The organism is Pseudomonas sp. P135 (assembly GCF_020312125.1).
Taxonomy (GTDB): Bacteria; Pseudomonadota; Gammaproteobacteria; order Pseudomonadales; family Pseudomonadaceae; genus Aquipseudomonas; species Aquipseudomonas fragariae.
Genome location: NZ_JAGPYR010000007.1, coordinates 235293 through 250094, shown reverse-complemented (window position 1 = coordinate 250094; position 14802 = coordinate 235293). Strand labels below are relative to the sequence as shown.

Genomic DNA, 14802 nt, shown 5'->3' with positions numbered 1-14802 from the left:
GCATCACGGTTGCAGCGCCCGGCGTTCGGGTGCGTTGAGGTAACCGGTGGTCACGCTGAACCCGGCGCGGGCACCGGGCGCCAGGCTGCGCACGTTGCCTTTGGCGAGTTCGGCGCGGTAGCCCTCCGGTTCACAGGTGGCCGGCAAGATGAAGGCCGCCACCTGCTGATCGGTGTTATGCAGGATCCAGCGCGCGGCATGTTCAAATTGCCGGGGGCTGTAGCGGGTGTAGAACGCCGCGCCGTCGGGGTGATCAAGGAAGAAGTGCGCCTGTCCCTGAGCGTCGCTGCGCACGTCATCGAAGAAGCAGACGATCTCCGGGTCATACAGCGCGGGCGAGTCGAGCACCTTGAGGCGGGTCGGGTCCTGGCTCAGTTCTGCGATATAGGCGCTCCAGGTCGGCGTCGGCCGCACATGGGCCGGCACGCTGGCGCGCACCCGTGTGCGCTCGCAGCCCAGGGGCTGGGTGAGGCGGGCGCCGTCGACGTAGGCGTAGTTCATGTGCGCCATGTACATCAGGTCCATGGGCTTGCCGGCCAGATTGACCACCTGCATGCCGATCTCGAACAGCCCGCTGGCCGGGCGCAGGGTCACGCTCGGGCTGGCCCGGTAATGGTCGCCGAAGCCCTGCACGTATTCGTAGGTACCGCCGAGGCGCAGATAAGCGCCGTGCTCGTCTTCGCCTGCCTGCAGCCAGGCATCGTCCATCGGCGCGCAGGGCATTTCGCCGTGCAGCGCATGATCATCCTCGGGACCCGGGCAACCGTTGCGCAGCAGGCCGCTGTGAAACATGAAACAGCCGTAGGTGCCGATCACGCTGGCACTGGGCCGCGGCTGGGTGAACATATTGAGCATGGTCAAATCAACGCCGTCGAATTCGGCCGACCAGATCATCTGCCCCTGCCAGGGCAGGATCACCAGTTTGCCTCGGCTGTTTTCCAGTGACAGCGCCTTGACCCCGCTGGGGTAGGTCCAGGCACGCACGCTGAAACTGGCTGATTCGAGCAGCAGCCGGCTGGCCTGGTCCCAGAGCTGTGGGTAGAGCGGCAGGCGCCACGCTTCGTTACTCATTGCGCCACCGCCGTGGCCGAGTCACCCAGCACCGGTTGCGGCTGACGCATGCAGTACACTGCGTACATAACGATGGCCACGAAACACAGCAGCGGCACGCTGTAGGCAATCTGCATGTTGCCGCCATTGGCGTCGCTGAGCAGGCCCTGGAAGATCGGCATCACGCCACCGCCGACGATGCTCATCACCAGCAACGAGCCGCCGACACCGGTGTCCTCGCCGAGCCCATCAATGGTCAGACCATAGATGGTCGGCCAGCAAGGCCCGAGAAACACACTGACTCCCACGGCGGCATACACCGCGCTGATGTTCGGCGCCAGGATGGTGTAGGCCAGCAGCACGATGCACAGCACGCCATACACCGCGAGGACTTTGGCCGGGTGCATTTTGCGCATCAGCAGATTGGCGATCATCTTGCCGATAAAATAGGCGGCAAAGGTGGTCAGCAGGAACCACGAGGCACTGCGCTCGTTCATGCCGCCCATTTGCATGGCCAGGCGAATAGTGAAACTCCATACCCCGACCTGCGCGCCGACGTAGAGGAACTGCGCCAGCACACCGAAGCAAAAGCGCGGATTGCGCCGCAGGCGGCCGAGGCTCTGGCCGATGCTCGCCCGCGGTTCGCTGACGGTGCCGTTGCCCTTGCATGCGGGGAAGCGCGTGATGGCGATCAGAATGAACATCAATATGAGTACCGCGATCATCCATTTGTACGGCAGCAGGGTCGACTGGATCATTTGCAATTGCTGCGCTGCTGCCTCGCTGGCGCTCATCTGGGTCAACTGTTCGCGCGTGGCGTCGGTGTCCTTGAACATCACGAAGCTGCCGACGTATACCCCGGTCATGGCGCCGAATGGGTGGAAGGTCTGCGAGATGTTCAGGCGCCGCGTGCCGGTTTCCCGCGGCCCCATCAGTGTCGAGTAGGTGTTGCACGCGGTCTCGAGAAACGACAGGCCGGCGGCGATGACGAACAGCGCCATCAGGAACATGCCGTACTTGGCAGTCGACGCCGCCGGAAAGAACAGGGCGCAGCCGAACAGGTACAGCATCAGGCCGATGAGGATGGTGGTCTTGTAGCTGAAGCGGCGCACCACCAGTGCCGCCGGAATGGCGACGAAGAAGTAACCCAGGTAAAACGCCGACTGCACGAAAGCGGTCTGGAAGTCGCTGAGCAGGAAGGCCTTCTTGAAGTGCGCGATCAGCACGTCGTTCATGCTCGCGGCCGCCGCCCACAGGGCAAAGATGCTGCAGAGCAGGAGAAAGGCGAACCACGGCGTGCGGTTCAGGTAGAACCCGTCCGGAGTTTGTTGCAGCGCAGGCTTATTCATTATTGTTCTCCGCGAGATGCTGGTGAGTGTCAGTTGGCCGATGCATCGAGGAATCGTGCAAACGTGGGCGCATCGGGGTAAGAAGATTGCGTGCCGAGGCCGGTGACCGAGCAGGCGGAGTAGGCCACCGCCTGATGCATGGCTTGGCGAATATTGCCGTCCTGGCTCCAGTGCCGGGCGAAGCAGCCAATGAAGGCGTCACCGGCACCGGTGGTGTCACGCGCCTGAACCTTGACCCCTGGCACCTGCCACTCGCCTTCGGCGCCGACGTAAAGCGCCCCTTGTTCGCCGAGGGTGACGATGACGTGGCGTACGCCCAGCGCGACCAATTGGCGTGCAGCCTGAGCCGCTTCCTCGGCGCACGTCACCGGCTGGCCGCTGATCAGTGCCAGCTCGCTCTCGTTGGGGATCAGGAAATCCAGCTGCGCGAGGTGCTCGCGGCTCAGGCCGGCCAAGGCTGGGGCCGGATTGAGCAGCACCGGGATTGCGTGCCGGTGAGCGAAGGCGATGGCGTGGTAGACGGTCGCCAGCTCGACTTCCAGTTGCAGCACAATCAAAGCGCAATCGCGCAGTTGCGCCTCGGCGCGGTCGATATCGGCCGGGCTCAGGTGGGCATTGGCGCCTTTGACGATAAGGATACTGTTATGGGAGTTCTCCTGGACGAAGATCGGAGCCACGCCGCTCGACACGCCCGGTACCCGTTCGACGAAGCGCGTATCAATGCCCAGTCGCTGAAAATTGGCCAGGGTGGTATCGGCGAACGCATCGTCGCCGACCTTGCTGAGCATCAGCACGTCGGCGCCCAGCAGCGCCGCAGCGGCGGCCTGATTGGCGCCCTTGCCGCCGCACCCCATGGCAAAACGCGGTGCCTCGAGCGTTTCGCCCTGGGCGGGCATGCGTTCGATGTAAGTGATCAGGTCGACCATGTTGCTGCCGATGACTGCAATCTTGCTCATTGTTATGTTGACCTCACCAGCGCCGATGGAAGCCTCGACGGCTTTTATTTGTGTTATTTAAATAACATTTTTTGTGAGGATTCAATCTTTATTTTTTGCTGTGAACGTGCGCTGTCAGTCACCGTGACCTGATGCTGCCGGTCGCGATTGCGGTCATTGCCTGACCGTTGACGGTATTCGCGCATGTGCAGGGCCCGCTCAGGCAGGGTGGCGCCTGCGTTGTGCCTGGTGGCGCCGTTTGGCTTTAAAGGTAGCGTCAACAGCCATCCCAGGTCCGCAGGTAGTTAGTTCAAGAACTACTGGGCTTCTGTTGCATCGCTTACTAGGAGCAGCGCGAAAATAAGCCGTGGGGTATGAAATAGCGCGAGACGATCCGGCGCATGAAATTCTTTGCGGCTGTGGCCAATTATTTCCCGGATCATTCGCCTGTAGGCCTGCGCCAGTTTAAAGATTATTGACGAAGCTTTAGTTGGTGGCACAATAGTGGCCTCTATCGCTGCCGTATGAGGTAGCGGTAAGGCCGCAATTCTTGAATGGATTCGGACAGACGTTCTGTTATTGACTAAGGAAATCGTAAATGAAACGCTTGAAGACGCTGGGTCTTGCGGCAATGCTGGTATTGAGCGGTTGCGCCAGCTTTACCAAGGATGAAGTAGCGCCAGTCACCATGCCCTCCATGGCCAGCTACACGAACAAACCCAACGTGTTTGTTGCCTTCGATTTCTACCAGGGCACACCCGGTACCGCCGGCGCAGTAGAAGTACCGCAAGCTCGGGATGCACTCAAGCCTCAACTGCAAAAAGTGCTGACTGACTCAGGGCTGTTTGGCCGAGTGACCCTTGATGAGTTCAAGAAACAGCCAGGCGACTACAGCCTGCACCTCAAGGTGTATAACCATCCGCCGAGCGGTGGCCAAATGGTAATGGCGTTTGTCAGTGGCCTGACCCTGACTATTATTCCTTCGATGGCCACCGATCAGTACAGCATGAGCCTGGACGCGCAGGATTCTCAGGGTAAGGTGCTGAGAACAGTCGGTAACCATGATGCAATCAATACCTGGATAGGTATCTGGTTTGTGCCGATGATGGCCAATACCCCGCAGAAGGCTGTTACCGATACATTTACGCGCCAGGTCAATTCACTGCTCAAGCAGTTGGTGGATAGCCAGAGTCTGAAGTATTCAATGCTGAATGTTAGTGTTCCGCAGGCGTAATGAACTGACCGCCCAAAAAAAGAGCCCATGTGGGCTCTTTTTTTATTTGTGGTTCAGCGCCTGGGTAAACAACGGGTCGCTGTATAAAGCCTTGAGCAAATCACGCACCAGCGGGTTGTAAGCGTTTGCCGCATTGGGGATAGCGACCGCACCCAGAAAGCTGCTGTTCCATTGACTGCTGACCTGCTTGGTGGCGTCATATTCAACTTTCTCGCCGTCAAGCAGGGTGAAGCGCGCGGCGATTGTGCCGGTGCCGGTACCCATTCCAGCGGTCAGTTCATTATGGGTAACCAGCACATTCAGCTGGCGCGGCGATTGTGGGTCGATGAGACCTGCGCGGTCCAGTTCACCCGTCAGGGCATCCTGAATATGTTGCGTGATGCTGCCGCTAGGGGATGTGACAGGATTACCCCGCACCTGCAATGAATCCTGACCTGCCGCGGCGCTGACCTGGGCCTGACGGATCGGTAGAAGGGGAGGCGTCTGCTTGAGCTTCTGGACGTTATCGAAGCTGGGCTCGTAACGCGTCATGGTCACGCCACAGCCTTGCATCAACAGTGCAAGCACCGCAACCAACAGTAGATTTCCTTTCACTGCATTTCCTTGCCTGAGTTATTGGGGGGCGTGATTATCAGGAACCTCAGATTCAAGGGCAATGCTTGATAGCCTGCGGGCCTACATCCTCAGGGCTATAGCCTCTGCCACAAGGCACTCCAGCGCAAATTGCTCGGTATAGGTCATCTGAATCGGCGTAGTCTCGCCCTTGACGGTCCGCTCGCCATCGAGGATGTAGCGAATGCGTTTGTCGGTCACACCGATACGCTTGGCGATCCACGAAGGGGTTTGGCCAATGCGCGAGATCAGTTTGTCGGCATATTCGGTGGAGGGGTTATAGAGTTCTGCGTTGGGTGTCATGGGGTGTCCACATGGAGGTCAGGCGCTAGAGAGGGGGGAAGTATGCAGCACAGTGCGCTGTTCGTCGCCGTGGGGCTGGCAACCGACACGTATTATGCAGCGACTGGCGGATTGCCTTCGCGAGCAAGCTCGCTCCCACAGAGCCGGTCTCCAGAAGCGTGCTTGCTCCCAAAGGATCCTGTCTCCAGCAGCAAACCGCGTAGCGTCATTCAATGCAGGTGGCGGGTGGGGCGATCCTTCGCCCGTCTTCAGTCAGCAACGATCAGAGTTTCACGCCCAGTGTTACGAATGCGCTGCGCGGTGTGCCCACTTGAAGAATCTGCAAGTTGCCCGCCGGGTCGGTGGCTGCGCTGGCGTCGGTGTTGAGCGTGGAGATGTAGCGTTTGTCGAACAGGTTGACCATGTTCAGCGACAGCGTGGTGTCCTTGAGGGCGCCGAGTTTGCCGAAGTCATAGCCGAGGTTGGCGTTCGCCAGCCAGTAGCCGCTGACACTGGAGTCATTGGTGTAGGTGTAATAGCGCTTGCTGATGTAGCTGCCTTGCAAGCCGGCGTTCCAGTGTTCCCAATTCCAGTCCAGGTTGCTTGAATACATCAGTTTCGGTGTATCGACGACGGTCTTGCCTTTTACATGAACGGTGTTGCCGCCGCTGGCGTAGTCATCGTCGTAAGTGCTGTGGTTATAGGACATGGAGTTGGACCAGCGCCAGTTCTCATTGGGCGTCAGGCCGAACGACAGTTCCAGGCCTCGACTGGTGACCGAACCGACGTTGGCGACGCCGTTCTGGCAGATGACGATGCCCGTGCAATTGGTGATGGCGACCAGGCGGTTATCGAATTTGGTGTTGTAGATCGCCGCCGAGGCCGAATACAGCCTGGTGCTGCGGCGCACGCCCAGTTCCACGGTTTTCGAGGTTTCCGGCTTCAGGTCCTTGAAGCCGTTCTGCGCATCGACGGCGCTCTGCGTCGTGAAGAACGGGCTGTAACCGCCACTCGGGAATGCGGCCATGTTTTCCGAGTAAGAGGTGAAGACTTCGTCGTCCTCGTCGAGTTTGTAGGTCGCACCTGCTTGCGGCAGAAACCTGTCCCGCGCTTGCAGCGAACCACTGGCATAACCGCCACCTTTGCCCTCGGCTGTCGAGGTGGTCACGGTATTTTTCGCGCCGAACTCAAGTTTGAGGCGGTCATCGAGCAATGTGTAGGTGTCGCGCAGGTAGAACTGCCGGGTCAGGTCGTTGTAACTCTGGTCCAGAACGGTGGCCGCCAAGGGCAGGCCATCGGTTTTGACGATGTGGTTCTGCGGCGTCGCATTGGTGGTATCGAACAGGTAGCGCGAGATATCGTTCTTGTTGGACTGAATCCAGAACCCGCCCTGAATTTCATGCTGGCCCAGGTAGTAGGTCAGCGAACTCTGGAAACCGGTTCGATCGATGCCGTATTTTGTGCTGCGAATCGAATTGCTCGGCACTGTCGTCGAGCCGCTGGTGTAGACGAACGGGTAATACGAGTTGCCGCGGCCCGAGTCATGGTGGTGATAGACGGTGGCGTCCAGGACCAGATCATCGGTCAGCGAGAAGTTGCCGTTGAGGATGTCCAGTTCGTCGTCGCGCAGGCTGCTGGCGTTGTAGGTCGCATCGTTTGCGCTGGTTACCCCGCCGCTGTAAATGCCGTTGGCCGCATTGACCGCGCGGGTCCAGTCCGGGGTGTAGTAGCTCCAGTTGTAGCCCAAGCGCTGGATGATGCTCTTCGACAGGTTCGGCAGGTTGGCTTCGTCATGGGACGAGGTGCTGTGGAAGAAGCTCACCCGGTTGTCGCCGAAGTTGTAGTTGACCTTGGCGTTCAGCGCGTCGGACTTTTGCGGGTTGTCGTGGCCTTTCCAGGCGTCGGCGTCGTACTTTTCGCCCGACACGTACGCTGAAAGTCCGTTGTATTCGCCGGTGTCGACGCGCATGAAGGTGCGCGAAGTGTCGTAGCTGCCCAGGGTTTGCGACAGGCGCGCACCGAATTCTTTATCGGGGTTGGAAGTGGTGAACTGGATGGTGCCGCCCAGGTCACTGTTGGATGCCGTGCCCAGTGAGCCGATGCCGGGTGCCACTTCGCTGGAGGCGATGTTTTCCGCGATGATCGCGCGGGTAATGCTCAGGCCGTTGAAGTTGCCAAAGCTCATGTTGCCGAGGGTGACGCCGTCCAGCGTGTAACCCAGGTGGTGCATATCGAAGCCGCGCAGGCTGATGCGCTGGCTGCCTTCCTCACGGCCCAGCGGGTCGCCGGACTGGAAGTTGACCCCAGGCAGGCGTTGCAGAACCTTCATCGGGCTGGTGCCTGCCGAATAAGCTTTCACATCCTTTTGCGTCACGCGCTGCACCTGGCGGGTCTCGCCCTGACCAATCACTGACACCGTGCCCAGCGTCATGGCGGCGCTGTCGTCGCTGGCGGGCGCTTTTACCGAGGTGGGCACGTCGTCATCGGCCTGAATGAACGGGCTGATCAGGCACAGTGAGTTCAATGAAACCAGTAGCGCAAGGCGCGTTACCGGGAATCGAGGTGCACGCGGTATCGATCGATTGTTCATGGAAAGGTTTTCCTGGAGGCGTCAGGGCGCCGCGCTTGCGGCGGGTCATGTGGTGAACGACAGGTCTTTGTTTCAGGGGCTTTCGGTAATCACCGACAGGCGACTGATGCCGGCTTTCTGCACATCGGCCAGCACCTGGGCCACGCGGCCGTAACCCGTCGCCTGATCGGCGCGCAGGCTGACGGCGACGTCCGGGTCTTTGCTGTGCAGGGTTTGCAGCGCCTCCGGAAGTTGCTCCAGCGCTACAGCTTCGCTGTCGATGAACACGCCGCCGCTGGCATCGACACTCACCACCACCGGGTCGGCCTGATCCAGTGAGGTGGTGGCGACGGTCTGCGGCAGGTCCAGCGGTATGGCGTTATTGAGCAGCGGTGCGGTGACGATGAAGGTCACCAGCAGTACCAGCATCACATCCACCAACGGCGTGATGTTGATGTCGCTGATTGCATCGTCATCATTGGACGTGGAGAAGGACATGTCAGCTCACTCCTTTCAGGCTCGGGGCCGTCTTGTCGCGATGGTCGGGTTGCAGCCGGAAGGCGTTGCGTTGCGAGAGGTTGAGGAAATCCACGGCGAACTCCTCAAGGTCCGCGATCACCAGCTTCAGACGCCGCCCGAAAAAGTTGTAGGCCAGCACCGCAGGCACCGCGACGGCGATGCCGACGCCGGTCGCCACCAGCGCTTCGCCAATGGGGCCGGCGACCACCGCAATGCTCGCCGACTTGGCCTGGCTGATCGCGCTGAGCGCATGGATGATGCCGAACACCGTACCGAACAGGCCGATGAAGGGCGCGGTGCTGCCGATCGATGCCAGCAGGATCATGCCGCTTTCCAGGCGACGACGTTCCTTGTGGATCTGTTGACGCAGGCTGCGCTCGAGCAAGTCCTGGCGGTTCCAGCTGTGGCCCAGGTCCGGTGAGTCGTGGGGCGCGGCGAGGGCCTGCGCGCCGGCATCGGTCAGGCGCGCCAGGCTGCCTTCACTGTGCGGCAGGTGCAGCGCATTTTTCAGGTCGCGGGCGGCCCAGAACTGCGTGGCGTAGCGTCGGTTCTGCCGGGTCAGTCGCCAGTGCTGGAAGGTTTTGCCGAGCAGTAGTGCCCAGGTCACCAGCGAGAAAATCACCAGCAGGGCCATTGAGGATTGGGTAATGAGTACGGAGTAAGCGGTGTTCATGACGTGAGCCTCAGGGTGCGAGTTTGAAGGCTATGGGGACGTTGACCCAGCCTTCTACCGGGGTGTCGCCGCGTTTGGCGGGAATAAAGGTCCATTGCCGGACGGCGACCTGCGCGGCTTCATCCAGCGCCGGGACGCCGCTGCTTTGCAGCACTTGCACCTGGTCGGTACGTCCGTTGGGCAGCACATGCACACGCAGCATCGTCGTGCCTTCCTGATGGCGGCGCGCGGCGGCGGGTGGGTAGACCGGCGGCGGATTGTTCAGGTAACCGGCCCGGCCTATGGGCGCGGTGGTGGTCTGTGGCGCCGCTGGCGCAGGTCTTGGCGCTGGCGCTGCAGCAGGCGCCGGTGTGGGCGCCGCGACGGAAGGCGCCGGCGCAACAGGTTTGGCGACAGGTTTGCTCGGCGCGGTTCTGGGCTGCGCCTTGGGCTTGGGTAGCTCGTCAGGTTTGGGCTCAGGCGGCGCGGGCTTGGGAGCTGGCGCAGGCGGCTCCGCTGCTGGCTGAGGCGTTGGCTCGGGCGGCGTCGGCTGGGCTACCGGAGGCGCAACGGGCGGCGGTACCCACTGCACGGTGATCGGCATCGGCGGGGTCGGCTCGGGCGCTTGCGGGTGATCGGCCATCAGCCACGCTGCCAGCGCGGCATGCAACCCGATCGCCAGTGCAATCGCCAATGCGCCGTGCGGCCATGTGCGTGGCGTGTTGTCGCTGTGCTGGACGACAAGTGACGATGGGGCAACGTTGCAGTTACCCACAGGCTGATCTGGCCAGTGGCGTAGCTGACGCGGCGGTAATCGGCGGGACAGTATCAGCGTTGACATGAGTTCAGCTCACTCGTGAAAGAATACGAGCCCGTCGTGTTGGCGAAAGGCTCGTTTCAACTGGAGCTGATATTAATACTCGTTGTGTGTATTAATTATGACCGCCGCTGTTTGATCCTGGTTTCTGTGGTTAAACGTGAACCGGCTTGCCGCGCAATTGTTCGTAAATTTCATTAGGCGAGGCATCGGCTGCAATGCTATCTGTCCAGACTTGTCAGGTTCGGACTTATACGAAAACGTATCGCCGCGCAGGCTGGGCAACAGGGCGTCACCCTCTTGATCCGCGGTTCACACCTTGGACAGAAACGGGAGAATTCGATGAAATTGCTACGTTACGGTGAGAAGGGTCTGGAGAAGCCAGGCGTGCTTGATGCTGCCAACCAGATCCGTGACCTGTCCGCACACGTCAAGGATATCGCTGGCGATGTGCTGAGCCCTGCAGGTCTTGCAAGCCTCGCTGCGCTGAATCCCGAGAGCCTGCCTCTGGTTCCGGGCCAGCCACGCATCGGGCCGTGTGTCGGGCAGGTCGGCAAGTTCATCTGCATAGGCTTGAACTACGCCGACCACGCAGCCGAGTCGCAGATGGAAGTGCCGAAGGAGCCGATCATCTTCAACAAGTGGACCAGCGCAATTTGCGGCCCCAATGATGATGTCCAGATCCCCCGTGGTTCGCTCAAGACTGACTGGGAGGTCGAGCTGGGCGTGATCATCGGCAAGGGCGGGCGCTACATCGACGAAGCCGATGCCATGGAGCATGTGGCCGGGTATTGCGTGATCAACGATGTGTCCGAGCGCGAATGGCAGCTCGAGCGCGGCGGGACCTGGGACAAGGGTAAAGGCTTCGATACCTTCGGCCCGCTCGGTCCGTGGCTGGTGACCCGCGATGAAGTTGCCGACCCTCACTCGCTCGACCTGTGGCTGGAAGTGGATGGCCATCGTTATCAGAATGGCAATACGCGCACGTTGATTTTCAGCGTGCCGCAACTGATCGCCTACCTGAGCCGGTGCATGAGCCTGCAACCAGGCGATGTCATCTCGACGGGGACGCCACCGGGTGTGGGGCAGGGCGTGAAGCCACAACCTGTCTTCCTGCGTGCGGGGCAACGCATACGTCTGGGGATCGCGGGGCTGGGCGAGCAGAATCAATTGACCGTACAGGCCGACTGATCCGCTCCCGACAGGGAGTCGGCAATCGGCTCCCTGTCACACAAACGATCAGCCCTGCACAAACGTCAGCAGGTCTTTGTTGAGCGTCTCTGCATGGGTCACTGCAAACCCGTGCGGTGCGCCTGGGTAGACCTTCAGTTCGGCACCCTTGATCATCGCTGCAGCACGCTTGCCCGAGGCTTCGAACGGCACCACCTGATCGTCGTCACCATGAATCACCAGGGTCGGCACATCGATTTTTGCCATGTCCGGGCGGAAGTCGGTTGCGGAGAACGCTGTTACGCAATCCAGCGTGCCCTTGAGTGAAGCGAGCAGCGCAATGTTCAGTGTCTGCGTCTGTACGCCTTCGGAGACTTTCTGGCCGTGGTTGATGCCGTAGAACGTGCTGGCAAAGTCGCTGATGAATTGAGCACGGTCCTTGAGCAGGCCTGCCGTGATGCCATCGAATACCGACTGATCGACGCCTTCCGGGTTGTCACCGGTCTTGAGGAAAAACGGCGTAACCGAGCCCAGCAACGCCAGTTTGGCCACCCGCTCGCTGCCATATTTGGCGATGTAGCGGGTGACGTCGCCGCCGCCCATGGAGAAGCCCACCAGCGTCACCTCGCGCAGATCGAGGTGTTCGATCAGTTCGGCGATGTCGTCAGCGAAGGTGTCATAGTCATAGCCGGTCCACGGCTGATCGGAACGACCGAACCCGCGGCGGTCGAAGGCGATGGTGCGATAGCCCCGGCTGCTCAGGTATTGCATCTGGTATTCCCACATGTCCGCATCCAGCGGCCAGCCGTGGCTGAACAGGACCGGTTTGCCCGTGCCCCAATCCTTGTAATAGATCTCGGTGCCATCTTTGGTGTTGAACGTGCTCATGCAGATTCCTCTCGATGTCGGGTTGTCGATGTCGGGTTTACAGGGCGAACGCCGTGGTGCGCAAACGGCTGTACACCTTCGGCAGCCCCCGATAAGTCCGGCAGTGAGCGTTTTGCATAGTTCAGTCGAGAAGACTGAGCGTACTGCCCTGGCGCGATTTTTCTGAAACATTGACTCATCGTATTTCCCTGCCGAAACCGAACTTGTCGCGCATACGGGAATCAGTTCATTGGGGTCGAGGCTTGCCTTGCCCTGTCCATGGTTTGACTTGCCCATTGAAGGAGAGAACTGCGTGGCGTCTCAGCTGAAAATCTTGATCCTTTCGGGTCTGCTGCTATTCGCAGGCAGTTTCAATCTCCAGGCGGCCGATGTACCTGCATTACCGATGGGCGCGGCGGTGCCGGCAGACGACAAGGCGGCTGAAAAGGCTGACCCCAAAGCCGACTCCAAGGCTGCTGACAAACCCGCTGCGAAAGCGGACGACAAGGCAGCGGACAAGGACCAGACGGATGCGAAACCGGCCGATGGCGCAGAGCCTGCGGCCGAGGCTCCCGAGCTGCTGGTGCAGGGCGGATTGCTCGGCGCCATCAGTACCAGCATCGATGACGTCCAGGAAAAGCTCAATCTGGACGACAACCTGTTCGACGTCTGGCAACTGCGCGCCGACCGCGCCGCCGATGAGCTCGAAAAGCTGGTCAACAAACGCACTACACGTTCTCCATGGAGTGTCGCCGGGGACTTCCTCGCCCTGTCTTTTGTATGGATCGCATCGTTTGCGATTCTGACCACGCTGGGTCGTTTTCTGGCAGTACGCTTGTGCCGTACACCGTTCATGCGGGTGCGCGCGCGCAGTCAGGCGCTGCTCAAGTACGTGTTGCCGTTTACCCTGCCAGCCATCGTCTGCCTGCCGTTGACCCTTTACGTCAGCCACTTCATGCCGTCTTCGGTAGGCCGTGCGCTGGCGCTGTGTTTCGCGTATGCAACCAGCAGCGGCATCGTTTCGACCTCGGTGTTGCTCTGCGTGATCGTGATGTTCAACTTCGGGCACAAGCGTGCCGCCGTGCACATGATTCGCCGCTACGCGCCAAGGCCACTGTTCGTGGTCGGCTTTCTGGCGGCGCTGAGCGATGCGTTGACCAGTCCGCAGATCGCCCGTCAGCTCGGCAGTAACGTCACCACCAGTGTTGCGGTGTTTACCGGGCTGTTCGCCTCGGTAGTGTTTTGCATGCTGATCATCAAGGTGCGTCGTCCGGTGGCCCACCTGATCCGTAACCGCTCATTGAGCAGTCGCCTGCAACGGCCCGCGCTGCAACAGTCGTTGAAGATATTCTCCAAGCTGTGGCACCTGCCGATCCTGCTGATGATTCTGGTCTCGGCGATCAACCTCATCGGCGCCGGTGAAGACAGTCAGGAAGCGCTGCGTTGCGCGTTGTTCACCACTATTCTGCTGATTGCCACGGTGTTCCTCAGCACCGTGTTCCAGCACCTGTTCAAACCGACGGAAACCCTCGGGCGCGGCGGGCACGTGTATAAGGCGCGCCTGTTGAGCCTGGTGTACGCGGTGTTGCGTATCGCACTGGCCATCGGCTTCATCGAGATACTCGGCCGCATCTGGGGCTTCTCGATGTTCGAGTTTGCCCAGCGCAACACCCTTGGCCGGGTGATCAGTGATTCGTTGAGCAGTATCGGTCTGATCTTCGTCGTCACCTGGCTGTTGTGGGTGGTACTCGACACCGCCATTCAGGAAGCCCTCAAACCGCCGGTCAATCATCGCAGCGGTCGTCAGCCGAGCACTCGGATCAAAACCATTCTGCCGCTGTTGCGCAATGCGGTGAAAATCATTCTGGTGGTGATCTGTGCGATCACCACCATGGCCAATCTGGGCATCAACGTGGCACCACTGCTGGCGGGTGCCGGGGTGGTCGGTCTGGCCATCGGTTTCGGTTCGCAGCAACTGGTGCAGGACGTGATCACCGGCCTGTTCATCATCATCGAGGACACCTTTTCGGTGGGCGACTGGGTGGTGCTTAGCACGGGCCATTCCGGTACGGTTGAAAGCCTGACCATCCGTACCGTGCGCCTGCGCGACGGCAAGGGCTTCGTCCACTCGGTGCCGTTCGGCCAGATCAAGGCGGTCACCAACCAGTCACGGCAATTCGCTTACGCGTTCTTCTCGGTGCGCTTCACCTACGACTCCGACATTGATGATGCGCTGGCGCTGATTCGCGAAACCGGCCAGTCGATCAGTGAAGACATTCTGCTCAAGCACAACCTTCAGGGGCCGCTGGAAGTGTTCGGCGTCGATAGCATGGACCTCAACGGCATGGTGCTGACCGCGCAGTTTCGTACCTCTTCGGGCGGGCAGTACGCGGTAGGGCGCGCTTTCAACGAGCGTCTCAAGCGGCTTGTGGATAAAAATCCGAATGTGCGTTTCGCGCAGACTTATCCACAGATGGTCATGGGGCCGGGCTTCAACAATCCGCAGGCTGGCGTCGAAGCCGAAGGCCCACCCGCGCCTTCGGATCCTGCTGCGGCGACACCTTCTGCACCTGTACCTGCGCCGCCCGGTCTATCCAAGGGCAACAGCACGCCGGGCCCGGCAGCTCAATAACTCAACCGGCACGCCAGGACGCTGCAACGCTTTGTCGCGGCGTCATCAACCCGCCAGGCTGCGCAACTGTTGGGGGTTGGCAGGCAACGTGTTATGTTTGCAGGCGTTTTTCAA

The 14802-nt window shown here is 60.4% G+C and carries 13 protein-coding genes; 3 read left to right on the top strand and 10 right to left on the bottom strand.

What is annotated here, in order from left to right; translation table 11 throughout:
- Positions 1-3: 3 nt before the first annotated feature.
- The 3 genes from KBY08_RS13685 to rbsK are packed head-to-tail and all read right to left on the bottom strand — an operon-like array spanning position 4 to position 3355.
- The gene (locus KBY08_RS13685) at positions 4-1071 is read right to left on the bottom strand and encodes an aldose 1-epimerase family protein (RefSeq protein ID WP_003400379.1); all 1068 of its coding nucleotides are present in this window, start codon (positions 1069-1071) and stop codon (positions 4-6) included.
- Positions 1068-2399: an L-fucose:H+ symporter permease gene (gene fucP / locus KBY08_RS13680; RefSeq protein WP_111522231.1), complete on the bottom strand. Its 1332-nt coding sequence runs from the start codon at positions 2397-2399 to the stop codon at positions 1068-1070. Before fucP ends, KBY08_RS13685 begins: the two co-directional genes overlap by 4 nt.
- Before the next feature lie 29 nt (positions 2400-2428).
- On the bottom strand, positions 2429-3355 hold the full coding sequence (gene rbsK / locus KBY08_RS13675) for a ribokinase (protein ID WP_003436637.1): 927 nt from the start codon (positions 3353-3355) through the stop codon (positions 2429-2431).
- Positions 3356-3932: 577 nt separating this feature from the next.
- Between rbsK and KBY08_RS13670 the strand changes: the two genes are divergently transcribed.
- Positions 3933-4568: a hypothetical protein gene (locus KBY08_RS13670; protein WP_060405910.1), complete on the top strand. Its 636-nt coding sequence runs from the start codon at positions 3933-3935 to the stop codon at positions 4566-4568.
- 42 nt (positions 4569-4610) lie between these two features.
- Here the strand turns inward: KBY08_RS13670 and KBY08_RS13665 are convergent, their stop codons facing one another.
- The 6 genes from KBY08_RS13665 to KBY08_RS13640 all read right to left on the bottom strand — a co-directional run bounded on the left by KBY08_RS13665 (position 4611) and on the right by KBY08_RS13640 (position 10043).
- Positions 4611-5162 carry a hypothetical protein gene (locus tag KBY08_RS13665; protein WP_011269061.1) on the bottom strand — a complete coding sequence of 184 codons (552 nt, stop codon included), beginning with the start codon at positions 5160-5162 and terminating at the stop codon, positions 4611-4613.
- Between the two features lie 81 nt (positions 5163-5243).
- A complete protein-coding gene (locus KBY08_RS13660) occupies positions 5244-5483 on the bottom strand; it encodes a hypothetical protein (protein WP_003317071.1) in 240 nt (79 codons plus the stop codon).
- A gap of 262 nt (positions 5484-5745) precedes the next feature.
- Positions 5746-8052 (bottom strand): TonB-dependent receptor, encoded by a 2307-nt coding sequence (locus KBY08_RS13655; protein WP_111522230.1) that lies wholly within the window; start codon positions 8050-8052, stop codon positions 5746-5748.
- A gap of 72 nt (positions 8053-8124) precedes the next feature.
- A complete protein-coding gene (locus KBY08_RS13650; protein ID WP_111522229.1) occupies positions 8125-8529 on the bottom strand; it encodes an ExbD/TolR family protein in 405 nt (134 codons plus the stop codon).
- Between the two features lies 1 nt (position 8530).
- A complete protein-coding gene (locus KBY08_RS13645; RefSeq protein WP_011269059.1) occupies positions 8531-9223 on the bottom strand; it encodes a MotA/TolQ/ExbB proton channel family protein in 693 nt (230 codons plus the stop codon).
- A 10-nt stretch (positions 9224-9233) separates the two neighbouring features.
- Positions 9234-10043: an energy transducer TonB gene (locus KBY08_RS13640; protein WP_096135190.1), complete on the bottom strand. Its 810-nt coding sequence runs from the start codon at positions 10041-10043 to the stop codon at positions 9234-9236.
- A 318-nt stretch (positions 10044-10361) separates the two neighbouring features.
- Between KBY08_RS13640 and KBY08_RS13635 the strand changes: the two genes are divergently transcribed.
- Entirely contained in the window at positions 10362-11210 is an 849-nt protein-coding gene (locus tag KBY08_RS13635; RefSeq protein WP_054091754.1) for an ureidoglycolate lyase, read from the top strand.
- 48 nt (positions 11211-11258) lie between these two features.
- Here the strand turns inward: KBY08_RS13635 and KBY08_RS13630 are convergent, their stop codons facing one another.
- Complete coding sequence (locus KBY08_RS13630) at positions 11259-12077, bottom strand: alpha/beta fold hydrolase (protein ID WP_011269056.1); 819 nt, start codon at positions 12075-12077, stop codon at positions 11259-11261.
- Between the two features lie 292 nt (positions 12078-12369).
- Between KBY08_RS13630 and KBY08_RS13625 the strand changes: the two genes are divergently transcribed.
- Positions 12370-14688 carry a mechanosensitive ion channel family protein gene (locus KBY08_RS13625; RefSeq protein ID WP_011269055.1) on the top strand — a complete coding sequence of 773 codons (2319 nt, stop codon included), beginning with the start codon at positions 12370-12372 and terminating at the stop codon, positions 14686-14688.
- The last annotated feature ends 114 nt before the right edge of the window (positions 14689-14802 follow it).

Bases quoted from the DNA above. Each gene is read 5' to 3' on its own strand.
- KBY08_RS13685 (WP_003400379.1), bottom strand. From the start codon at position 1,071: ATGAGTAACGAAGCGTGGCGCCTGCCGCTCTACCCACAGCTCTGGGAC.
- fucP (WP_111522231.1), bottom strand. From the start codon at position 2,399: ATGAATAAGCCTGCGCTGCAACAAACTCCGGACGGGTTCTACCTGAAC.
- rbsK (WP_003436637.1), bottom strand. From the start codon at position 3,355: ATGAGCAAGATTGCAGTCATCGGCAGCAACATGGTCGACCTGATCACT.
- KBY08_RS13670 (WP_060405910.1), top strand. From the start codon at position 3,933: ATGAAACGCTTGAAGACGCTGGGTCTTGCGGCAATGCTGGTATTGAGC.
- KBY08_RS13660 (WP_003317071.1), bottom strand. From the start codon at position 5,483: ATGACACCCAACGCAGAACTCTATAACCCCTCCACCGAATATGCCGAC.
- KBY08_RS13655 (WP_111522230.1), bottom strand. From the start codon at position 8,052: ATGAACAATCGATCGATACCGCGTGCACCTCGATTCCCGGTAACGCGC.
- KBY08_RS13650 (WP_111522229.1), bottom strand. From the start codon at position 8,529: ATGTCCTTCTCCACGTCCAATGATGACGATGCAATCAGCGACATCAAC.
- KBY08_RS13645 (WP_011269059.1), bottom strand. From the start codon at position 9,223: ATGAACACCGCTTACTCCGTACTCATTACCCAATCCTCAATGGCCCTG.
- KBY08_RS13640 (WP_096135190.1), bottom strand. From the start codon at position 10,043: ATGTCAACGCTGATACTGTCCCGCCGATTACCGCCGCGTCAGCTACGC.
- KBY08_RS13635 (WP_054091754.1), top strand. From the start codon at position 10,362: ATGAAATTGCTACGTTACGGTGAGAAGGGTCTGGAGAAGCCAGGCGTG.
- KBY08_RS13630 (WP_011269056.1), bottom strand. From the start codon at position 12,077: ATGAGCACGTTCAACACCAAAGATGGCACCGAGATCTATTACAAGGAT.